The organism is Streptomyces sp. NPDC043812 (genome assembly GCF_056436245.1).
Map to the genome: position 1 here is coordinate 75800 of NZ_JBWKCY010000020.1, position 21630 is coordinate 97429.

Sequence of the window (21630 nt, forward strand, 5' to 3'; positions counted from 1 at the left end):
GGCACCCTTGAAGGATGAACGATGCAGCCCCGGCGCCCACCCCTGCGCCCCGCCGTGCCCGTGTCCGCGCCCCCGAGCTGATCGGCAAGGGCGGCTGGCTGAACACGGGTGACAGGCAGTACACCCTCGCCGACCTGCGAGGGCGCATTGTCATTCTTGATTTCTGGACCTTCTGCTGCATCAACTGCCTGCACGTCCTCGACGAGCTCCGCGAACTGGAGGAGAAGCACCGCGACACCGTCGTGATCATCGGGGTGCACTCGCCGAAGTTCGTCCACGAGGCCGAGCATCAGGCCGTCGTCGACGCCGTCGAGCGCTACCAGGTGCACCACCCCGTCCTCGACGACCCCGAGCTCGCCACCTGGAAGCAGTACGCCGTGCGGGCATGGCCCACGCTGGTCGTGATCGACCCCGAGGGCTATGTCGTCGCCCAGCACGCGGGCGAGGGGCATGCGCACGCCATCGAGAAGCTCGTCGAGGAACTGGAGGCCGAGCACGCGGCCAAGGGGACGCTGCGGCGCGGGGACGGGCCGTATGTCGCGCCCGAGCCCGAGGCCACCGATCTGCGTTTCCCCGGCAAGGCGCTCACGCTGCCCTCCGGGAACTTCCTCGTCTCCGACTCCACGCGGAATCAGCTGGTGGAGCTGGAGCCGGACGGGGAGAGCGTCGTGCGGCGGATCGGGGACGGTGAGTTCAACGAGCCGCAGGGACTCGCGCTGCTGCCCGACGGCCGCGTCGCCGTCGCCGACACCGTGAACCACGCGATCAGGGCCTACGACCCCGCGACCGGCGCGATCGAGCTGCTCGCCGGGACCGGGACGCAGTGGTGGCAGGGGTCGGCCACGGCCGGGCCCGCGCTGGAGGTCTCGCTGTCCTCCCCCTGGGACGTGGCCTGGTGGGGCGGCAAGCTGTGGATCGCGATGGCCGGGGTGCACCAGCTGTGGACGTACGACCCCGAGCAGGGGACCGTGCAGGTCGCGGCCGGGACGACGAACGAGGGCCTGGTCGACGGGCCGGCCGCGGAGGCGTGGTTCGCCCAGCCGTCGGGGCTCGCCGCGACCGATGACCGGCTGTGGATCGCCGACTCGGAGACGTCCGCGCTGCGCTGGATCGACCGTGACCTGGTCGTCCACACCGCTGTCGGCACCGGTCTGTTCGACTTCGGGCACCGCGACGGGGAGGCCGGGCAGGCGCTGCTGCAGCACCCGCTGGGCGTGACCGCGCTGCCCGACGGTTCGGTGGCCGTGAGCGACACGTACAACCACGCGCTGCGCCGCTTCGACCCTTCGAACGGTGAAGTGACCACCCTGGCAACGGATCTGAGGGAGCCGAGCGGGGCGGTGCTGGCCGGTGACGACATCGTGGTCGTGGAGTCGGCGAGGCACCGTCTGACGCGTCTGCGGCTGCCGGAGGAGGCGGTGCGCGTGGAGGCGGTGGCGCACCGTACGCAGCGTGCCGCCACGGATGTCGCCCCGGGTGCGCTCCGCCTCGACGTGGTGTTCCAGGCCCCGGCCGGTCAGAAGCTGGACACCCGCTACGGGCCGTCCACCCGGCTGCTGGTCTCCGCCACTCCTGCGGAGCTGCTGCGTTCCGGGGACGGCGCGGGTACGGATCTGTCCCGGGAGCTGGAGATCGATCCGGCGGTGGGTGAAGGCGTGCTGCACGTGTCGGCGATGGCGGCGTCCTGCGACGACGATCCGGCCAACGAGTACCCGGCGTGCCATGTGCACCAGCAGGACTGGGGCGTTCCGGTCCGGGTCACCCGGGACGGGGCGGCGCGGCTGCCGCTCGTCCTGGCGGGGATGGACGAGGCGTAGCGGGGAAGGACCGGTGCCCGCTTGCAGCGGGCCCCGGTCCTTCGGCTCTCCCTGCGTCCTTGCGGTCAGCCCTGCAGGAACGCAACCAGCGCGTTCGCCAGCAGATACGGGTCGTCGGCGCCGCACAGTTCGCGGGCGCTGTGCATGGACAGGATCGCGACGCCGATGTCGACCGTGTGAATGCCGTGCCGGGCGGCCGTGATGGGGCCGATGGTGGTGCCGCACGGCATGGCGTTGTTCGAGACGAACGTCTGCCACGGGACGCCGGCCTTCTCGCACGCCGCGGCGAACACGGCGCGGCCGCTGCCGTCCGTGGCGTACCGCTGGTTGACGTTGACCTTGAGGATCGGGCCGCCGTTGGCGCGGGGGTGGTGCGTGGGGTCGTGCCGCTCGCCGTAGTTGGGGTGCACGGCGTGGCCGGTGTCGGAGGAGAGGCAGACGGTGCCGGCGAAGGCGCGGGCCCGGTCCTCCAGTGTGCCGCCGCGTGCGAACACCGAACGTTCCAGGACCGATCCGAGCAGCGGGCCGTCCGCGCCGGTGTCGGACTGGGAGCCGTTCTCCTCGTGGTCGAAGGCGGCGAGCACGGGGATGTACGGCAGTTCGGGGTGGGCGGCGACGGCGGCGAGGGCGGCCGTGCCGGCGTGCACGGACAGGAGGTTGTCCATGCGTGGGCCGGCGACCAGTTCGCGGTCGCGGCCGAGGTAGGCGGGCGGCTCGATGGAGTGGACCATCAGGTCCCAGCCGGTGACCTCGCCCTCGCCGATGCCGGACTCCTCCTCCAGGAAGCGGATGAGGTCGCCCTCCTCGACGTCGCCGAGTCCCCAGAGCGGCTGCATGTGCCGCTGGCGGTCCAGCTTGAGGCCGTCGTTGACCTGCCGGTCGAGGTGGATCGCGAGCTGGGGGACGCGCAGCAGCGGGCGGTCGATGTTGACGAGCCGGTGCGAGCCGTCGCGGAGAGTGAGCCGGCCTGCCAGGCCGAGGTCGCGGTCGAGCCAGGTGTTGAGCAGCGTTCCGCCGTAGACCTCGACGGCGATCTGGCGCCAGCCGTGGGAACCGGTGTCGGGCAGCGGCTTGACCCGCAGGTTCGGGGAGTCGGTGTGGGCGCCGACGATACGGAACGGGGTGTGCGCCGTGGCGCCCTCCGGCACGTACCAGGCGATGAGCGCGCCCCCGCGGAGCACATAGCGGCCGCCGGCCGTGCCGTCCCAGGCGTCCGTCTCCAGCAGTTGGCGGAAGCCTGCCTTCTCCAGCCGCTCGGCAGCCTCGGCCACCGCGTGGTACGGCGAGGGCGCGGCCGCGAGGAAGGCCATCAGGTCGTCGGTGTGGCCGCGGTCGAAGGGGGAGGTGGTGGGCGACGGGTTGGCGGGTGTCCTGCTGCTCATGGGGTCACCTTAACGAGGGGCGTACGCGAGCCGGTTGCCGTTGTACGGCACTCCAGGTCGGCGGCCTGCCGGGCTCCCGCATGCGGTCGGCACAACAGGGCCGCCGCCCGGGATCGGGCGGCGGCCCTGTTGCCTGTCTGCGAGGGAGAGCCTAGAACGCGGCCTCGTCCAGGTCCATCAGCGAGGCGTCGACGGACTCGGCGAGCGCCCGCTCGACGGAGACGCCCGGCAGGATGTTGGCGGCGAAGAACTTCGCGGCCGCGATCTTGCCCTGGTAGAACGGCACGTCCTTGGCGGACGCGGTCCCGAGCTTCTCGGCGGCGACGGCGGCACCGCGGAGCAGCAGGTAGGCGACGACGACGTCACCGGAGGCCATCAGCAGGCGGGTGGTGTTGAGGCCGACCTTGTAGATGTTCCTGACGTCCTCGCCGGTGGCGATGAGGTCGTTGGTCATGGTGCCGACGATCGCCTCGAGGTCGACGGCGGCCTTCGCGAGTGCGTCGCGGGCGGCGGCGAGCTCCTCGCCGCCGGTGCCGACCGCGAGGAACTTCTTGATCTCCTCGGAGAGGGCGTTCAGCGACTGGCCCTGGTCACGGACAATCTTCCGGAAGAAGTAGTCCTGGCCCTGGATGGCCGTGGTGCCCTCGTAGAGGGTGTCGATCTTGGCGTCGCGGATGTACTGCTCGACCGGGTACTCCTGCAGGTAGCCGGAGCCGCCGAAGGTCTGCAGGGACTGGGCCAGCTGTTCGTAGGACTTCTCGGAGCCGTAGCCCTTGACGATCGGCAGCAGCAGGTCGTTCAGGGCGACGAGGGCCTTGGCGTCCTCGCCCGCGGTCTCCTTGACGGCGATCTCGTCCTGGATGGACGCGGTGTAGAGCACGAGGGCGCGCATGCCCTCGGCGTACGCCTTCTGCGTCATCAGGGAGCGGCGCACGTCGGGGTGGTGCGTGATGGTGACCTTGGGCGCGGTCTTGTCCGCGAAGTTCTTCAGGTCGGGGCCCTGGACGCGCTCCTTGGCGTACTCCAGCGCGTTGAGGTAACCGGTGGAGAGGGTGGCGATGGCCTTCGTGCCGACCATCATCCGGGCGAACTCGATGATCATGAACATCTGGCGGATGCCGTCGTGCTTGTCGCCGATCAGCCAGCCCTTGGCGGGGTGCTGGTCGCCGAACGTGATCTCGCACGTGTTGGACGCCTTGAGGCCCATCTTGTGCTCGACGTTCGTCGCGTACACGCCGTTGCGCTCGCCCAGCTCGCCCGTCTCCCAGTCGAAGTGGAACTTCGGGACGAGGAAGAGCGACAGGCCCTTGGTGCCGGGGCCGTGGCCCTCGGGGCGGGCCAGCACGTAGTGGAGGATGTTCTCCTCCATGTCGTGCTCACCGGAGGTGATGAAGCGCTTGACGCCCTCGATGTGCCAGGAGCCGTCCTCCTGCTCGACCGCCTTGGTGCGGCCGGCGCCCACGTCCGAGCCGGCGTCCGGCTCGGTGAGGACCATGGTGGAGCCCCAGCGCTTCTCGACCGCGATCTCGGCGACCTTCTTCTGCGCCTCGTTGCCCTCCTCGAAGAGGATGCCGGCGAAGGCAGGGCCGGAGGAGTACATCCATATGGCCGGGTTCGAGCCGAGCAGCAGCTCCGCGTAGGACCAGATCAGGGAGCGCGGCGAGGTGGTGCCGCCGATCTCCTCGGGCAGACCCAGGCGCCAGTACTCGGAGTCCATGAAGGCCTTGTAGCTCTTCTTGAAGGACTCGGGGACGGGCGCGGTGTTGGTGGCGGGGTCGAAGACCGGGGGGTTGCGGTCGGCGTCCGCGAAGGAGTCGGCCAGCTCGTTCTCCGCGAGGCGGGCGATCTCTTCGAGGATCGACTTGGCGGTGTCGACGTCCATCTCCGCGAACGGGCCGGTGCCGTACAGCTTGTCGCGCCCGAGGACCTCGAAGAGGTTGAACTCGATGTCGCGGAGATTCGACTTGTAGTGCCCCATGGCGACGGCTCCGTAAGGATCGGAAGATGGACTGATCGTCCACGTACCAGTAAGTAGCTACGATGATGCTACCCGTCGGTAATAAGATGCAACCCCTATCGGGGCAACTGTGACTCGTTACTCTTGCGGGCATGTACGGCTACGACCAGACCCCGGGCGCACAGCAGCAGCAATACGTGCCGCAGCAGCCCTCCTACGGAGAGCAGCCGCTGTACCCCGAGCCGTCGCCACCGTCGCTGGCCGACGCCGTGCGGGCCTTCACGACGGCGTCGCTGTCGGCCGAGGACTTCCAGCAGATCTTCGCCACGTCGAAGGTCTACTGCCCGCGCGGCGACAACCCGGGCTTCCTGGCGCTGCACAACACCCAGCAGCCGGTCATCCCCATGTTCACCACCCTCAAGGAACTGCGCCGGTACGCGGGCAAGGAATCGAAGTACTTCGTCATCACGGGCGCCGAGGTCATCGACCTCCTGCCGACGGGGTACGGGTTCGTGCTCGACATGGAGGGCGATCACCGCATGGTCTTCGACGCGAAGGCCGTGGAGCAGATGGTCGACTTCGCGATGCGGCGGATGTACGGCTAGGCCCTGTCCGGGGGCGTGACGCCGTTGCCGCCGGGCCGGACGCGGTGGCCCTCGGGGCGGCGGTTCGGGCAGCTGCGGGCGGCCCGGCGTCCGCGGTTCTTCCGCACGGTCCTCGTCAACGGCATGATCATGGCGACCTCGCCGCTGCTCGCCGTCCTCCTGCTCGGCCGCCTCGCGTTCGCGCCGTGGCAGTACGGTCCCGCCCTCGCGGTGCCGGAGGCCTGACCGACTCACGGCCGACGCCCCGGCTCGTCGCGCGTTTCGGCCGGCGCCGGGTCATGCTCGATGCGGCGGCGTTGCGCGCGTGCCGGTTGATCGGGTCGGTCCTCGTCCGCCCCGGCGCTGCCGGGCTCGCGCTCGTCATTGTCGTCGAGCGGGGCTGATCGCCCGCATGCTCGTGTTCACCCACCGGCTCGAGCGGGCCTCGGTGGGCCGGCAGGCCCCCACGCTGTCCGCGTGGTCGTTCACCGGCAAGCTCGCCGTCGCGGCCGTGACCGCGACCGCGGTGTGGAGCCCGCCGGCCGGTGTCGCAGGCCCTCGCGTCGCGGGACCGCTCATGCCGGGTGACCCCACTCCTGCTCCCCGGGCGCGGCTTCCCGCAGCAGCACGAGCAGGAAACCGGCCAGGGGTGGCACATGACATTCCGGGACGGGGCCCGAGGGGGAATGCCTCCCGGGTGAGCGGCGTTGCGATGGCAAGAAGTTCAGTCTTCAACTAAACTGGTTGTACAAGGAGGCCACGCCATGCCTGCAGTGACTGTCGAGAACCCGCTCACCCTGCCGCGGATCGCCGCACCCACCGATGCCGTCTCACGGCCCGTGCTCGCCGTGACGACGGCGCCCAGCGGTTTCGAGGGGGAGGGCTTCCCGGTGCGCCGCGCGTTCGCCGGGATCAACTACAAGTACCTCGACCCGTTCATCATGATGGACCAGATGGGCGAGGTGGATTACGCGCCGGGCGAGCCCAAGGGCACACCCTGGCACCCGCACCGCGGCTTCGAGACGGTCACGTATCTGATCGACGGCACCTTCGTCCACCAGGACAGCAACGGCGGGGGCGGGACCATCGAGAACGGTGACACCCAGTGGATGACCGCGGGGTCCGGGCTGCTGCACATCGAGGCGCCGCCCGAGCAGCTCGTCGTGTCCGGCGGTCTGTTCCACGGACTCCAGCTGTGGGTGAACCTGCCCGCGAGCGACAAGATGATGGATCCCCGCTACCAGGACATTCGCGGTGGTCAGGTGCAGCTGTTGACCTCGCCCGACGGCGGCGCGCTGCTGCGGGTCATCGCCGGTGAGCTGGAGGGGCACGAGGGCCCCGGCATCACGCACACCCCGATCACGATGATCCACGCGACGCTGCGGCCCGGCGCGCAGATCCGGCTGCCGTGGCGCGACGACTTCAACGGCCTGGCGTACGTCCTGGCCGGGCGCGGCGCGGTCGGTGACGAGCGGCGGCCGGTCCACATGGGCCAGACCGCGGTGTTCGGCGGCGGCGGCGCGCTCACGGTGTGGGCCGACGACACCCAGAACGGCTCGCACACCGGCGACCTGGAGATCGTGCTGCTGGGCGGCCGGCCCATCCGCGAACCGATGGCGCACTACGGTCCGTTCGTGATGAACACGCGTGCCGAACTCCAGCAGGCCTTCGACGACTTCCAGAAGGGGCGGCTCGGCACCATTCCCGCCGTGCACGGCATGCAGGAGGGCGGGCCCACCGAGGGCTGACGGATCGTCACCCCCCTGGCCCGCTCCGGCGGGCCGAGGGGCGTCGCCCGTGATCGGGTGGGCTCGTGCAGACCTCACCCGTCCAGCGCGCACTGCCCGAGCCCGTGCGGCGGCTCGCGGCCTGGTGCGTGGTCGCTCTGCTGGTGATCGGGGTCGCAGCGGTCGGTGTGTGGCTGATCATCACTCTCAAGACGGTGGTCACCCCCGTGCTGCTGGCACTGCTGGGCACGGCGCTTCTCGGGCCGTTGTACCGGCGGCTTCTCCGGATGAAGGTGCAGCGTTCCCTCGCCGCCGGGCTCACCTGCGCCGCCGTGCTCGCCGTGGTCGGCGGCGCGGTCTACATCGTCGTCAACGCCCTGATCGAGACCGGCGACCAGATCATCGCCTCGCTCAAGCAGGCCGCGCAGGACCTCGCAGAGCACTTCGGGGCCGCGGGCACCTCGCTGGACGATGTGGCGACCAACGCCAGGGAGCTGCTCGGCAAGTTCGGTGGTACCGCCGCCTCCGGGGTGATCACCGGGCTGAGCGTGGTCGGCGAGGTGATCGCCATCGCCGTGCTGGCACTGCTGCTCGTCTTCTTCTTCCTGCGCGACTCCGACCGCGCGGTAGGCACCCTGCGCTCCCTCGCGCCCGGCTCCACCGGCGACACCGTGGAGGCGATGGCGCGCCGCGCATTCGGCGCTGTCGAGGGGTTCATGCGCGGGACGACCTTCATCGCGCTGATCGACGCGCTGTGCATCACGGTCGGCCTGCTGATCCTTCGGGTGCCGGGGGCGGCCGGGCTCGGCGCGCTCGTCTTCGTCGGCGCCTACATCCCGTACCTGGGGGCTTTCATCTCCGGCGCGGTCGCCATCCTGGTCGCCCTCGCCGACCGCGGTTTCGCGATCGCGCTCTGGGTGCTCGGCGTGGTCGTCGCCGTGCAGCTCCTCGAAGGCCATGTGCTCCAGCCGATGATCCAGAGCCGTACGGTCCAGATGCATCCGGCGGTGGTGATGCTGGCGATCACCGCCGGGGCGAGCCTCGCCGGGATTCTCGGGATGCTGCTGGCGGTGCCGGTCACCGCCGCGGCGTTCGGCGTCCTCGGCGAGCTGCGTGCCCGCTACGCCACCGGGACCCCCGATGCGGGCCCGTCCGGGGCGCCGCCCGCCGGCTCGTAGAGCTCGAACCAGATCGACTTGCCCTCGCCCCTCGGGTCCACTCCCCACGCGTCGGCCAGCACTTCCATCAGCACCAGACCCCTTCCAGACGAGGCCATCTCACCCGGCCGGCGTTTGTGCGGCAGCTCGTCGCTCGCATCGGTGACCTCCACGCGCAGCCGCCGCACCGCGTCGTCGTGGGCGACCTCGGCGACCAGCAGGGCGGTGCCGTCGGTGTGCACGAGCACATTGGTGACCATCTCGGAGACCATCAGGACCGCCGCGTCGGTCTGTTCCTCGTCCGCCCAGTCGTGCAGCAGCTCGCGCAGCTGCTGCCGGGCGGCGGCGATCCTCTCGGGCTCCGCCTGGGCGACGCTCATCGCGGTGCGCCGGGTGGGTGCGCGGGCGGGCAGGCCCTCGCGGGTGAGCAGCAGCACCGCGATGTCGTCCTCGCGCCGGTCCACCAGTGGCCCGGTCGTGTAGTGCGAGGACGGCCCGTGGACGGCCTGGACGAGGGCGTCGGCCAGCTCCTCCAGCGACTGGTCCGCATGGTCCTCGAGGACGCCGCGCAGCCTGGCCCAGCCGGTGTCGAGATCGTGGCCGCCCGTCTCCAGGAGCCCGTCCGTGCAGATCATCAGCGTTTCCCCGGCCTCCAGCACGAACCGGGTCGTCGGATAGTCCGAGTCCGGGTCGATGCCGAGCGGCAGCCCGCCCTCGGTGGACCGCAGCAGCACCGTGCCGTCCGAGGTCCGCACGGCGGGTTCGGGATGGCCGGCGCGGGCGATCTCGACCAGCCCGGTGGCCGGCTCCACCTCCAGGTACAGGCACGTCGCGAAGCGGGGGCCACCGTCGTCGCCCTCCTCGTAGGTGTCGGTCATCCCGTGCAGGAAGCGGGACGCGCGGGAGAGGACCGCGTCGGGGCGGTGGCCCTCGGACGCGTAGGCACGCAGCGCGATCCGCAGCTGGCCCATGAGTCCGGCGGCGCGCACGTCGTGGCCCTGGACGTCGCCGATGACGAACGCGATCCGTCCCCCGTGGCCTTCTGCGCGGGAGGTGCCCCCACCGGGCAGCGGGATCATGTCGTACCAGTCGCCGCCGACCTGGAGACCGCCGCCTGTGGGGACGTACCGCGCGGCCACGGCCATGCCGGGGATGTCAGCACCGAGGTGCGGCATCATCGAGCGCTGCAGGCCGAGGGCGAGCTCGCGTTCGGACTCGGCGACACCGGCGCGGGCCAGGGCCTGGGCGAGCATGCGGGCGACCGTGGTGAGCACGGACCGCTCGTCCGGCGTGAAAGCCACCGGATGCCGGAACGCGGCCATCCAGGCGCCCATCGTGCGACCGGCGACGATCAACGGCAGGAACGCCCAGGACTGGCGGCCGAAGCGCTGCGCCAGTGGCCAGGTGACGGGGTAGCGGCGGCGGTAGTCGGCCGGGGTGGGGAGATAGATCGCGCGGCCGGTGCGCACGACCTCGGCGGCCGGGTAGTCGGTGTCCAGCGGCAGATCCGAGAACGGTTCGTCGTCGCCCGCGCTGTGCCCGTGGTGGCCGACGACCCTCAGCCGCGCCTCGGCGGGGGTCCCTTCGGAGACCGCGAGGGTGACGATGCCGTTGATTTCGCTCCAGTCGACCGGGTGGAAGCGGGAACGCACGGTGGACGCGGAGTGCTCGCCGGGCTCGGCGGGCAGCTCCAGCAGCCGGGCGGCCTCGGCGTCGAGAGTGACCGTCCCGGACGTGGTGTCCCAGCGCCACATGCCGGTCGCGATCGCGGCCAGGACGTCCTCCGTGCGCATTGACCCACTGTATTCAGGTACAGAGGGATATGACCTGCCGGGCGGCCCTGGTCACGGGGGGTGCGGGCAGCCGCCGCCGCGACGCTCCGGGGCTTCGCCCCGACCCCGAACATGACGGTGTCGCGTATATGTCAATGAGGTGGGGTGGAGCCGGGCGGTAACCTTGCAAAGGTTGTGCCCACCCCGAATCTCCAGACTGGATGAACGACGATGCATCGGTACAGGTCCCACACCTGCGGCGAGCTCCGCGCCTCTGACGTCGGAGCCGACGTCCGGCTGAGCGGCTGGCTGCACAATCGCCGAGACCTGGGCGGCATCCTCTTCATCGATCTGCGCGATCACTACGGCATCACGCAGCTCGTCGCCCGCCCCGGCACCGCTGCCTACGAGGCGCTCGACAAGGTGAACAAGGAGTCGGTCGTCCGCGTCGACGGACAGGTCGTCTCCCGCGGCGCCGAGAACATCAACCCCGAGCTGCCCACCGGTGAGATCGAGGTCGAGGTCTCCGGGGTCGAGCTGCTGGGTGCGGCGCAGCAGCTGCCGTTCCAGATCAACACCGACGACGGTGTGGGCGAGGAACGGCGTCTCGAGTACCGCTTCCTGGACCTGCGCCGTGAGCGCATGCACCGCAACATCATGCTGCGGTCGGCCGTCATCGCCGCGATCCGCCACAAGATGGTGGCCCTCGGCTTCAACGAGATGGCCACGCCGATCCTGACCGCGACCTCTCCCGAGGGCGCGCGCGACTTCGTGGTGCCCTCCCGGCTGAACCCGGGCAAGTTCTACGCTCTGCCGCAGGCCCCCCAGCAGTTCAAGCAGCTGCTGATGATCTCCGGCTTCGACCGCTACTTCCAGATCGCGCCCTGCTTCCGTGACGAGGACGCCCGCGCCGACCGCTCGCCGGGCGAGTTCTACCAGCTCGACGTCGAGATGAGCTTCGTCGAGCAGGAGGACGTCTTCCAGCCGATCGAGAAGCTGATGACCGAGCTCTTCGAGGAGTTCGGCGGCGGCCGCCACGTCACCTCGCCGTTCCCGCGCATCCCGTTCCGCGAGTCGATGCTGAAGTACGGCAACGACAAGCCGGACCTGCGCGCCCAGCTGGAGCTCGTCGACATCACGGATGTCTTCGAGGGCTCGGAGTTCAAGGCGTTCGCCGGCAAGCACGTCCGTGCGCTGCCGGTGCCGGACGTCGCCGCGCAGTCCCGGAAGTTCTTCGACGGCCTCGGCGAGTACGCCGTCGAGCACGGCGCCAAGGGCCTGGCCTGGGTCCGCGTCGGCGAGGACGGCTCTTTGACCGGCCCGATCGCCAAGTTCCTCACCGAGGAGAACGTCAAGGTCCTCACCGAGCGTCTCGCGCTCGCCCCGGGCCACGCGGTCTTCTTCGGCGCGGGCGACTTCGACGAGGTCTCCAAGATCATGGGCGCGGTCCGTGTCGAGGCCGCGAAGCGTGCCGGGCACTTCGAGGAAGGCGTGTTCCGCTTCTGCTGGATCGTCGACTTCCCGATGTACGAGAAGGACGAGGAGACGGGCAGGATCGACTTCTCGCACAACCCGTTCTCGATGCCGCAGGGCGGCCTGGAGGCCCTCGAGTCCCAGGACCCGCTGGACATCCTGGGCTGGCAGTACGACATCGTCTGCAACGGCGTCGAGCTCTCCTCCGGAGCGATCCGGAACCACGAGCCCGAGATCATGTTCAAGGCGTTCGAGATCGCCGGCTACTCCAAGGAGACGGTCGAGCGCGAGTTCGCGGGCATGCTGCGCGCCTTCCAGTTCGGCGCCCCGCCGCACGGTGGCATCGCCCCGGGCGTGGACCGGATCGTCATGCTGCTCGCCGACGAGCCGAACATCCGCGAGACCATCGCGTTCCCGCTCAACGGCAACGCCCAGGACCTGATGATGGGCGCGCCCACCGAGCTCGAGGAGTCCCGTCTGCGCGAGCTGAACATCTCGCTGCGCAAGCCGGTCGCCAAGCCCGGCGAGTGACGAAGGCTGTGAAGGGCCCCGGAACCGAGAGGTTCCGGGGCCCTTCTTCGTGGCCGGAGTCCGCCGTCGACGCGGCATCGGCGGCGGGCGACGAGTACAACGGAAGAGTGGCACCGAGCAGCACCGGACACCGAGACTTCCGGACCGAGAGGCCGTCCCCCGCATGTCCTTTTGCACCCGAACCCTTCCGGCTGCCGCGTTGCTGTGCACCGGAGTGCTGCTCGCCGGGTGTGCGGCCGGCGGATCCCCGGTGCCACCGGCCGCCGACGGCACGCGTGCCGACGCCAAGGCGGGCGAGGCGGGCAGGGGGAGCGGCAGCCTGTCGGCGCCCGAGCCGCAGACCGGGGATGTCCGGCCCACGGACATCCCCGCACTTGGCCCCAGGACGCGCGCCCAGATCCCCGCGGACACCCGTCAGGCGCTGGTGGTCACCGGTGAGGGACGCGATGCCAACCGTGCCGCGGCCGTCCTCTACGCGCGCGACCCCCACAGCGGCTGGCGGCCAGCATCCGGCCGCTGGCCCGCGCACAACGCCCTGCGCGGCTGGACCGACGAACACCGCGAGGGGGACCTCCGCTCACCGATCGGCGTCTTCGCCCTGACCGACGCGGGCGGCAGGCTGCCCGATCCGGGCACCGAGCTGCCCTACGACCGCGGCCCCGCGTTCAGCATCAGCGGGCGTGGCTTCGAGGGCGAGCCGCTGGAGGGTTCGTTCGATCATGTCGTCGCCGTCAACTACAACCGCAAGCCGGGCACGACACCGCTGGACTGGACCCGGCCGCTCGGTGAGGGCAGGGGCGGCGGCATCTGGATCCACATCGACCACGGCGGCCCGACACAGGGCTGTGTGTCGCTGCCGCGGAACCGGATGAAGGATCTGCTGCGTGCGCTGGACCCGGAGCTGCGGCCGGTGGTGGTGATGGGGGACGCGGGGTCGCTGGCGCGCTGAGGGTACGACGAAGGCCCGGAACCACGACGGTCCCGGGCCCTCGTGAGCCACGTCAGTCCTTCTTCGGCTCCTCCAGGCGCGGGAACAGCACCGCGCCCTTCGTCACCGTCGCGCCCGCCGGGAGCCGGCCCCACTCGCCCGCGTGCTGGACCTGCTGGTCGGCCAGTGCGCCCAGCGCGGCGTCGGCACCCAGCGAGTCCCACAGCTTCTGGGACGTCTCCGGCATGACCGCGTTCAGCAGGACCGCGACGGCGCGCAGCGACTCGGCGGCCGTGTACAGGATGGTCGCCAGCCGTGCCTGGCCCTCGGCCGACTCGTCCTTGGCGACCTTCCACGGCTCCTGCTCCGTGATGTAGCCGTTGACCTGCTTCACGAAGTCGAAGATCGCCAGGATGCCGCCCTGGAAGTCCAGCTCCTCGCCGATCTTCCGGTCGGACTCCGCAACCGCCTTCGCGAGACCGTCGTGGACCGCCTTTTCCGCGTCGCCGACGGCCGTGGCCTCCGGCAGCGCGCCGCCGAAGTACTTGCCGACCATCGCCGCGACGCGGGAGGCGAGGTTGCCGTAGTCGTTGGCGAGCTCGGAGGTGTAGCGGGCGCTGAAGTCCTCCCAGGAGAACGAGCCGTCGCTGCCGAAGGCGATCGCCCGCAGGAAGTACCAGCGGTACGCGTCCACGCCGAAGTGCGAGGTCAGGTCCTGCGGCTTGATGCCGGTCAGGTTCGACTTCGACATCTTCTCGCCGCCGACCATCAGCCAGCCGTTGGCCGCGACCTTCCCCGGGACCGGCAGCCCCTGCGCCATCAGCATGGCGGGCCAGATCACCGCGTGGAAGCGCAGGATGTCCTTGCCGACCAGGTGCACGTTCGCGGGGAACGTCTCCTCGAACTTCGCCGGGTTCTCGTTGTAGCCGACCGCCGTCGCGTAGTTGAGCAGCGCGTCGACCCACACGTAGATGACGTGCTTCTCGTCCCACGGGACCGGGACGCCCCAGTCGAAGGTCGAGCGCGAGATCGAGAGGTCCTGCAGGCCCTGCTTGACGAAGTTCACGACCTCGTTGCGGGCGGACTCGGGCTGGATGAAGTCCGGGTTGGCCGCGTAGAAGTCGAGCAGCTTCGGGCCGTACTCGCTCAGCTTGAAGAAGTAGTTCTCCTCCTTGAGGATCTCCACCGGCTTCTTGTGGATCGGGCACAGCTTCGTGCCGTCCTCGGCCTCCAGGAGGTCACCGGGGAGCTTGTACTCCTCGCAGCCCACGCAGTACGGGCCTTCGTACCCGCCCTTGTAGATCTCGCCCTTGTCGTACAGGTCCTGCACGAACTCCTGCACACGGTCCGTGTGCCGCTTCTCCGTGGTGCGGATGAAGTCGTCGTTCGCGATGTTCAGATGCTCCCAGAGGGGCTTCCACGCCTCCTCGACGAGCTTGTCGCACCATGCCTGGGGCGTGACGTTGTTCGCCTCGGCCGTGCGCATGATCTTCTGACCGTGCTCGTCCGTGCCGGTGAGGTACCACACCTTCTCGCCGCGCTGACGGTGCCAGCGGGTGAGCACGTCGCCTGCGACGGTCGTGTAGGCGTGGCCCAGGTGAGGAGCGTCGTTGACGTAGTAGATGGGGGTCGAGACGTAGTACGCCCTCGCCCCCTGCTTCTCGGATCCAGTGGCCGCCATGGTCGAAATCCTATCGGCCCGCAGGAGATCAACTCACACGCATAAGATCCGACCCCCGCGGGGAGGGCTGACGTCTCACGACCGCGGCCGGGCCGCGCCCCGGAGGGCGGGCCCGGCCGCGGTCGTGGGACTGCCGGATGGCACTGCCTTCGCTCAGGGCCGCCAGGCGCCGAGGAGCCCCTGGAAGAGCTCGGCGTCCGACAGCTCCAGCGGTGCCGGCCCCGCGTGGAAGAACCCGGCGTTGTCGGCCGACAGCTTGCGGAGGTAGTCGAACGCCTTCGCGTCGTGCTCACCGAACGCGACGAACTGCCAGAAGACCGGCTTGTCGGCGGCGGCCGCGAGCGCGGCGGTTGCGGCCGTCTTGGACTCGGGCGCGCCGTCCGTCTGGAAGATCACGAATGCGGGAGCGTCCGTGGCCGCCTTGGTGTGGAGCGCGAGGACCTCCTCGACGGCGAGGTGGTAGTTCGTACGGCCCATCCGGCCGAGGCCGGCGTGCAGCTCGTCGATGCGGTTCTCATGGGCGTCGAGGGTGAGCTCGCCGGTGCCGTCGACCTCGGTCGAGAAGAAGACGACGTCGACGGTGGCGCGCTCGTCGAGATGCGCGGCGAGGGCGAGCGCCTGCTCACCGAGGCTCTGGGCGCTGCCGTCCTTGTAGAAGGGCCGCATGGACCCGGACCGGTCGAGCACGAGGTACACCCGTGCGCGGGTCCCGTTGAGCTCCGCCTTCTTGAGCGCTGCGCCGGCGGCCTTGTACGCCCCGACGACGCGGGGCGCCCGCGCCTTGACCCGCGCGAGCGAGGTGGCGGCCTTCCCTGCGGGGTCGCCTGCGGCGACAGGTGCGTCGTCCTCGGGCGCGGCCTCGGCGGCCGCCACGACCTCCGCGGCGGGGGCGTCCGCGGCGGGGGCCTCGTTCTGCGGCTCGGCCGGGTCCGTCTCGGGGGTGATGGCCTCGGGCGCGGCGGTGGCGGTCTCCGTGTCGGCGGTCTCGGCCGCGATGGCCGGGGCTCCGGTGGTCTCGGCCACGACCTCCACGGCGGGGGCGTCCGCCTCGGCCTGCGGCTCGTCCGCGTCGGCCACGACGTCCGCGGCGGGTGCGTCCGTGGCGGGGGCCTCGGCCTGCGGTTCGGCCGGGTCGGTCTCCGTGGCCTCGTCGGCGGTGGGTGCTGCTGCCTGGGGCTCGTCCGCGGCGGGCACGACCTCCGCGGCGGGTGCGTCCGTGGCGGGGGCCTCGGCCTGCGGCTCGACCTGGTCGGTCTCCGGGGCGATGGCCTCGGGCGCGGCGGTCGCCGTCTCCGTGTCGGCGGTCTCGGCCGCGTCGGCCGGCTGGGCCGTTGACTCGGCGGCCTCGGCGGTCTCCGCAACCGCGGCCGCCTCGTCGGCGGTGGCCTCGGGCGTCGCGGTCTCCGTGTCGGCGGCCTCGGACGGGGCCGCGTCCGACGGGGTGGACTGCGTGGCCTGGGGCGGGACCGAGGTCGCGCGGGGGCGGGTGGGCTGGGCGTCGAAGGCCGCCGAGACCAGGTCCGCCGCGCGGTCCGCCGGCGTCTGGGACGGCACCGTCGCCGATCCCGTCGCCGGTTCCGTGCGCCCGGTCTGGGCCGGAACGGAGGTCGCCGCCGACTCCTCGCGCTCAGCGCGATCGCGGCCGAACACCTTGCGCAGCAAGCTCCGAATACCCATGGGCGGGGCCTTTCGCATGAGTTGGGTGCGGTGACTGTCCGCTCCTGCAGACGTTTCCGTCCGGGCAACGCAGGCCAGGGCGGACACGTAAGGTTAGCGGCCGTCCGGCGCGGCCTTCGGGAGGGCACCCACCAGCGGCGTCGGAGTGCCTTGCGCACGCCCTCCTTGGCCCCTCCCACACACCCCAACCGCGCCTCGTCCGCGCCGCATTCATTCGCCGTTCATCCCACGGCCGCCGCCGAGCAGATGTTCGCACTTAACGTCACGGCGGAAACATTCCGACACCATGTCGGCGCAGGGTGCGCCGAAGGAGGACGAAGTGCGCAAACTGCTCCCTCTGTTGAACACCGGCCCGCACGCGGGCGGACGTTCCGCGCTCACCTGTCGTTACCGCTGCGGTGACGCCTGCTTCCACGAGGTCCCCAACACCAGCGACAACGAGTACGTCGGTGACGTCATCGCGAGCGCGCTCTCGCGCCGCTCGATGATGCGCGCCGCCGCCGTCGTGACCGTCGCCGCCGCGGCCGGCGGTGCCGCCGTCGTGCAGTCCGCCGCTCCGGCCGAGGCGCAGGTGGGCCACGGCCGCACCCCGTCCAGGACGGACGGCGCCCGCGGTCTCCGTTTCGCCCCTGTCGCACCCAACAAGGACGACAAGGTCACCGTCCCCGCCGGCTACGACCAGAGCGTCGTCATCCGCTGGGGTGAGCCCATCCTCCGCGGCGCGCCCGCCTTCGACGCGGACAAGCAGACCGCGAAGGCCCAGGCCGGCCAGTTCGGCTACAACAACGACTTCCTGAGCCTGCTCCCCCTCCGCGGTGAGCACGGCCGCCAGATACTCGTGGCGAACCACGAGTACACGGACGAGATCCTGATGTTCAAGGGGTACGACCCCGAGAACCCGACCCGCGAGCAGGTCGAGATCGCCTGGGCTGCCCACGGCCTGTCCGTCGTCGTGGTCCAGGAGGAGCACCGCAGCGGCAAGCTCACCCCGGTCAACCGCCACCCGCTCAACCGCCGTCTGACCGCGACCAGCGAGTTCAAGGTCACCGGCCCGGCCGCGGGCAGCCCCCTGCTGCGTACGTCCGCCGACCCGTCCGGCACCAAGGTCCTCGGGACGCTCAACAACTGCGCGGGCGGCACCACCCCGTGGGGTACGACGCTGCACGGCGAGGAGAACTTCAACCAGTACTTCGCCAACGCTTCGAGCACCACGGACAAGCGCTACGGCATCGGCACCGGCGCGACCGAGCGCAAGTGGGAGCGTTTCGACAAGCGCTTCGACCTGTTGCAGGAGCCCAACGAGGTGCACCGCTTCGGCTGGGTCGTCGAACTGGACCCGTACGACCCGGACTTCACGCCCCGCAAGCGCACGGCGCTGGGCCGTTTCAAGCACGAGGCCGCCCAGCCGCGGCTGACCGACGACGGCCGGCCGGTCGTCTACATGGGCGACGACGAGCGCTTCGACTACTTCTACAAGTTCGTCTCGTCGAAGCAGATGAAGAAGGGCAGCAGCCGTGCCGCCCGCGAGCACAACCGGACCCTGCTCGACGAGGGCACCCTGTACGTCGCGAAGCTGACCGGCGACAGCCCGGCCGCTGAGATCGACGGCACGGGCAAGCTCCCGAACGACGGCGAGTTCGACGGTTCGGGCGTGTGGATCCCGCTGGCCACCGGAGACGTCTCGCACGTCCCCGGCATGACCGCCGAGGAGGTGTACGTCTTCACCCGCCTCGCCGGTGACAAGGTCGGCGCCACCAAGATGGACCGCCCCGAGGACGTCGAGCCGAGCCCCCGTACGGGCCGCGTCTATGTCGCGCTCACCAACAACACCGACCGCGGCAAGGCCGGCAAGGCCGGCGCGGACGAGGCCAACCCGCGCAACCTCAACAAGCACGGCCAGATCCTGGAACTCGCCGAGAACTTCGACGACCCGGCCGGCGACGGCTTCGCCTGGCGGCTCTTCCTGGTCGCGGGCGACCCGAACGACCCGGCCACCTACTTCGCCGGTTTCCCCAAGGAGAAGGTCAGCCCCATCTCCTGCCCGGACAACGTCGCGTTCGACCCGTACGGCAACCTGTGGATCTCCACGGACGGCAACCAGCTCGGCTCGCACGACGGCCTGTTCGGTGTCGCGACGCACGGCGAGCGCCGCGGTGAGCTCAAGCAGTTCCTGACCGTGCCGGCCGGCGCCGAGACCTGCGGCCCGATCATCCAGGACCGCCGGGTCCTGGTCGCGGTCCAGCACCCGGGCGAGATCGACGGCGCCTCCGTCGAGAAGCCCGCGAGCGTCTGGCCGGACGGACCCGGCAGGATAGTCCGCCCGTCGGTCGTCGCCGTCTACCGCAAGGACGGCCGCGACATCGGCGCCTGAGTGGATGCGGTCACGAGGTGGTGGCGCCCAGATGGGTCCGCCACCTCGTGAACTGCTCCGCCGCATCTCCCGTGTACATCCACGGGAGATGCGCGGCCCGCGTGCCCAGCAACTGGAACAGCCCGCGGGCCTCCAGCCGCAGCCCGGCGTAACAGGCGGCGTGCGCCAGGTAGTTGAGCTCGCCGATCTCCTGGGGGGCGACCGGGCCGTCCGCGCGGTAGAGGATCCAGCGGTCCCATGTGCGGCGGATCTCCACGATCGCCAGCTCGTGCTTCCAGTGCTGGTCCAGTCCTCGTACCAGCCGGCCCTGTGCGGCGTCCGCGATGTGGCGGTACTCCTCCGCGCGGGCGATCTGCACCAGCACGGGCAGCGGGGATCCGGGCGGGGACACCCCGGCGGCGTCGCGGGCGAAGTCGTACATCCTGCCGTGCGTGCCGTGCCAGCGCTTCGAGTGGTAGCGCAGCAGCTGCACATGGCCTTCGACGTTGTACGGGTCGCGCACACGCAGCTCGTCCCACCAGCGCCGCAGTTCACGACGTGGCACGCCGTCCTCGTACAGCCGTGCCACGGTCAGCAGCGAGACCCAGGGCATCGGGTCGGCGGGGTGCTTCTCGGCCGCCGCCAGGCAGGAGCGTACGGCGGAGTCGAGGCGGGTGCGGTCGACGCCGCCGCCGTGCCCTGCGGCGATCGCCCGGTGGAAGACCCGTACGACCTCGGTCGCCGCGCCGAGCACGGCGGCGTCGGGGCTGGCGGGTTCGGCGGCCCGCCAGATCCCGGTCGCGGAGGAACCGGCGGCGGCATGGGCGAGCAGCCGTATGCGATGGGTGCGCAGCGGCCAGTCGTCGCCCGTGGCGCGCAGTAGGTCGCGTACACCCTGCCAGCGGCCGATAACGATGTCATCCAGAGTGTCGGACAGCGCCCGGTCCCCGTAGGCCGGATTGAAATCGGGGGCGAAGCGGCGGCGAGCGGCCATGTGCGGCACTTCCCTCGGCGGTTCAGGAGCGATCTCGGCGGGGCGGTGGACCTGCGGGTGGTCAGAAGTCCGTGGCCAGTGCCCTGTCGACGTAGTCCGGGCGGTGGTCGGACCCCCGGTGGTCGTGGTCGTCGTCGCGCCCCACGGCACGGGTCGCGTCCAGCCGGGCAGGCCGGTAGTACGAGCTGCCGCGGCGCCAGTAATGGATCATCGGGACGAGGCCGGCGGCGAGGCCGCCGAGGCCGATCGCGATCGATGTCCCGCTCAGAGCGGCCAGCGACTCGAAGAAGATCCACAGCATGAACAGGGCGCCGCACAGCGGCCAGGCGCCGCCGAGGACGAAGTCGCGTACGGAATGCAGCAGCGTCCTGCGGTATGCGACGACGGCGGCGATGCCCGCGAGCCCGTAGTAGAAGGCGATCTGCAGACCTATGGCGGCGACGGCCGCGGTGAGTACGTCGCCGACCGAGCCGAGTGCCGTGGACGCCACGAACATCACGAGCGCGACGGAGCCGACGGCTGCCACGGCGGCCCACGGGGTGTTCCACCGGCGGTGGATTCGCCCCAGACCGGCGGGCATCGTGCGGTCCCGGCCCATCGCGAACAGCGAGCGGGTGACCTGGATCAGGGTGGTCTCCAAGGTGGCGACGGTGGACAACAGTACGGCCACGACGAGGAGTTTGCCGCCGACGCCGGGCCACACCGCCTCGCCGAGCACACTCAGCACGTCGGAGCCCGCGCCCCGTACCTCGTGGGCGGGCAGGATGACGTTGACCGCGATGGTGAACGCCTCGAAGATCAGGAAGACGACGCCGACACCGATGAGCGCGGCGAGTCCGGCGGTGCGCCTGCTGTTGCGGGTCTCCTCGCTCAGGTTGCTGGTGACGTCCCACCCCCAGTAGTAGAACGTGGCGATCAGGGCGCCGGAGGCGAAGCCCGCGGTCCCGTCGAAGTGGGAGAGCCCGAACCACGACCAGTCGAACGCGACCCGGCTGCCGCCGTGCACGAGCGCGGCCACGAGTACGGCCAGCAGGATCGCCATCTCGACGCCGGACAGCACGAGTTGGGCACGCACGGTCAGCCGGGTACCGCCGAGGACGACCAGCAGCATGGCGACGAACCATGCCGCGCCGACGGCCGTTGCGAGCACCCTGTTGTCGGCGAGGTCGGGGTCGAAGAGCGCGAGCGTCATCGCACCGGCCGGCAGCGAACCGGCCACCATGAAGATCGTCGTGGAGACGACCAGTGCCCAGCCGGAAAGGAAGCCGAGGAAGGGGTGGAGCGTGCGGCTCACCCAGGAGTAGCCGGCGCCCGCGTTGACGTCGAGCCGGCCCAGCCGGCCGAAGGCGAGGACGATGCCCAGCATGGGTATCGCGCAGTACAGCAGGGCGGCAGGGCCCGCGAGACCGACGGTGGCGACGAGGACGGCGGTGGTGGCCGCGATCGAGTACGCGGGGGCACTTCCCGCGACGGCCATCACGACGGTGTCGAACGTCCCGAGGACACCTGGCCGAAGCCCTCTGCCGGAGCTGCTGCGCATGGAAATCTCCGAATGCCCTTGTGCCGTGCGGAATGTGCGGGCACGTCAGAAACGAACACC

Annotated in this window: 15 protein-coding genes; 8 read left to right on the plus strand and 7 right to left on the minus strand. The window is 70.7% G+C overall.

The window, feature by feature from the left end:
• Positions 1-14: 14 nt before the first annotated feature.
• Complete coding sequence (locus AC067Z_RS27205) at positions 15-1817, plus strand: NHL domain-containing thioredoxin family protein (RefSeq protein ID WP_478792249.1); 1803 nt, start codon at positions 15-17, stop codon at positions 1815-1817.
• A gap of 65 nt (positions 1818-1882) precedes the next feature.
• On the opposite strand, the gene AC067Z_RS27210 is transcribed toward AC067Z_RS27205, so the two are convergent.
• A complete protein-coding gene (locus AC067Z_RS27210; protein WP_478792250.1) occupies positions 1883-3199 on the minus strand; it encodes a M18 family aminopeptidase in 1317 nt (438 codons plus the stop codon).
• 151 nt (positions 3200-3350) lie between these two features.
• Positions 3351-5177 carry an acyl-CoA dehydrogenase gene (locus tag AC067Z_RS27215; protein WP_478792251.1) on the minus strand — a complete coding sequence of 609 codons (1827 nt, stop codon included), beginning with the start codon at positions 5175-5177 and terminating at the stop codon, positions 3351-3353.
• A gap of 131 nt (positions 5178-5308) precedes the next feature.
• Between AC067Z_RS27215 and AC067Z_RS27220 the strand changes: the two genes are divergently transcribed.
• The 4 genes from AC067Z_RS27220 (at position 5309) to AC067Z_RS27235 (ending at position 8645) form a co-directional block, all read left to right on the plus strand.
• On the plus strand, positions 5309-5761 hold the full coding sequence (locus tag AC067Z_RS27220) for an SseB family protein (RefSeq protein ID WP_389179700.1): 453 nt from the start codon (positions 5309-5311) through the stop codon (positions 5759-5761).
• 15 nt (positions 5762-5776) lie between these two features.
• Positions 5777-5986 (plus strand): hypothetical protein, encoded by a 210-nt coding sequence (locus AC067Z_RS27225; protein ID WP_478792252.1) that lies wholly within the window; start codon positions 5777-5779, stop codon positions 5984-5986.
• A gap of 518 nt (positions 5987-6504) precedes the next feature.
• The gene (locus AC067Z_RS27230) at positions 6505-7488 is read left to right on the plus strand and encodes a pirin family protein (RefSeq protein ID WP_478792253.1); all 984 of its coding nucleotides are present in this window, start codon (positions 6505-6507) and stop codon (positions 7486-7488) included.
• Positions 7489-7553: 65 nt separating this feature from the next.
• Positions 7554-8645 carry an AI-2E family transporter gene (locus tag AC067Z_RS27235; protein ID WP_478792254.1) on the plus strand — a complete coding sequence of 364 codons (1092 nt, stop codon included), beginning with the start codon at positions 7554-7556 and terminating at the stop codon, positions 8643-8645.
• Here AC067Z_RS27235 and AC067Z_RS27240 read toward each other — a convergent pair.
• Positions 8588-10417 carry an ATP-binding SpoIIE family protein phosphatase gene (locus tag AC067Z_RS27240; protein WP_478792255.1) on the minus strand — a complete coding sequence of 610 codons (1830 nt, stop codon included), beginning with the start codon at positions 10415-10417 and terminating at the stop codon, positions 8588-8590. The two genes, AC067Z_RS27235 and AC067Z_RS27240, sit on opposite strands and share 58 nt — an antisense overlap.
• Before the next feature lie 210 nt (positions 10418-10627).
• On the opposite strand from AC067Z_RS27240, the gene aspS reads away from it, so the two are divergent.
• Together aspS and AC067Z_RS27250 are read left to right on the plus strand one after the other, a co-directional pair.
• Positions 10628-12400 carry an aspartate--tRNA ligase gene (gene aspS / locus AC067Z_RS27245; RefSeq protein WP_478792256.1) on the plus strand — a complete coding sequence of 591 codons (1773 nt, stop codon included), beginning with the start codon at positions 10628-10630 and terminating at the stop codon, positions 12398-12400.
• Positions 12401-12563: 163 nt separating this feature from the next.
• Positions 12564-13349 carry a L,D-transpeptidase family protein gene (locus AC067Z_RS27250; protein WP_478792257.1) on the plus strand — a complete coding sequence of 262 codons (786 nt, stop codon included), beginning with the start codon at positions 12564-12566 and terminating at the stop codon, positions 13347-13349.
• A 52-nt stretch (positions 13350-13401) separates the two neighbouring features.
• Here AC067Z_RS27250 and metG read toward each other — a convergent pair whose 3' ends face one another.
• On the minus strand, positions 13402-15009 hold the full coding sequence (gene metG, locus AC067Z_RS27255; RefSeq protein ID WP_478792258.1) for a methionine--tRNA ligase: 1608 nt from the start codon (positions 15007-15009) through the stop codon (positions 13402-13404).
• Between the two features lie 153 nt (positions 15010-15162).
• A complete protein-coding gene (locus AC067Z_RS27260; protein WP_478792259.1) occupies positions 15163-16686 on the minus strand; it encodes a VWA domain-containing protein in 1524 nt (507 codons plus the stop codon).
• 319 nt (positions 16687-17005) lie between these two features.
• Here AC067Z_RS27260 and AC067Z_RS27265 point away from each other — a divergent pair, with 319 nt between their 5' ends.
• Positions 17006-19057, plus strand: coding sequence for a PhoX family protein (locus tag AC067Z_RS27265; RefSeq protein WP_478792260.1), 2052 nt, complete (start codon positions 17006-17008; stop codon positions 19055-19057).
• A gap of 10 nt (positions 19058-19067) precedes the next feature.
• Here the strand turns inward: AC067Z_RS27265 and AC067Z_RS27270 are convergent, their stop codons facing one another.
• Together AC067Z_RS27270 and AC067Z_RS27275 are read right to left on the minus strand one after the other, a co-directional pair.
• Complete coding sequence (locus AC067Z_RS27270) at positions 19068-20030, minus strand: hypothetical protein (RefSeq protein WP_478792261.1); 963 nt, start codon at positions 20028-20030, stop codon at positions 19068-19070.
• 61 nt (positions 20031-20091) lie between these two features.
• On the minus strand, positions 20092-21570 hold the full coding sequence (locus tag AC067Z_RS27275; protein WP_478792262.1) for an APC family permease: 1479 nt from the start codon (positions 21568-21570) through the stop codon (positions 20092-20094).
• Positions 21571-21630 lie beyond the last annotated feature (60 nt).

Excerpts from the sequence above, each read along its gene's own strand:
- AC067Z_RS27210 (WP_478792250.1), bottom strand. The coding sequence starts at position 3,199 with ATGAGCAGCAGGACACCCGCCAACCCGTCGCCCACCACCTCCCCCTTC.
- AC067Z_RS27260 (WP_478792259.1), bottom strand. The coding sequence starts at position 16,686 with ATGGGTATTCGGAGCTTGCTGCGCAAGGTGTTCGGCCGCGATCGCGCT.
- AC067Z_RS27270 (WP_478792261.1), bottom strand. The coding sequence starts at position 20,030 with ATGGCCGCTCGCCGCCGCTTCGCCCCCGATTTCAATCCGGCCTACGGG.
- AC067Z_RS27220 (WP_389179700.1), top strand. The coding sequence starts at position 5,309 with ATGTACGGCTACGACCAGACCCCGGGCGCACAGCAGCAGCAATACGTG.
- AC067Z_RS27205 (WP_478792249.1), top strand. The coding sequence starts at position 15 with ATGAACGATGCAGCCCCGGCGCCCACCCCTGCGCCCCGCCGTGCCCGT.
- AC067Z_RS27230 (WP_478792253.1), top strand. The coding sequence starts at position 6,505 with ATGCCTGCAGTGACTGTCGAGAACCCGCTCACCCTGCCGCGGATCGCC.
- AC067Z_RS27275 (WP_478792262.1), bottom strand. The coding sequence starts at position 21,570 with ATGCGCAGCAGCTCCGGCAGAGGGCTTCGGCCAGGTGTCCTCGGGACG.
- AC067Z_RS27250 (WP_478792257.1), top strand. The coding sequence starts at position 12,564 with ATGTCCTTTTGCACCCGAACCCTTCCGGCTGCCGCGTTGCTGTGCACC.
- aspS (WP_478792256.1), top strand. The coding sequence starts at position 10,628 with ATGCATCGGTACAGGTCCCACACCTGCGGCGAGCTCCGCGCCTCTGAC.
- AC067Z_RS27215 (WP_478792251.1), bottom strand. The coding sequence starts at position 5,177 with ATGGGGCACTACAAGTCGAATCTCCGCGACATCGAGTTCAACCTCTTC.
- metG (WP_478792258.1), bottom strand. The coding sequence starts at position 15,009 with ATGGCGGCCACTGGATCCGAGAAGCAGGGGGCGAGGGCGTACTACGTC.
- AC067Z_RS27240 (WP_478792255.1), bottom strand. The coding sequence starts at position 10,417 with ATGCGCACGGAGGACGTCCTGGCCGCGATCGCGACCGGCATGTGGCGC.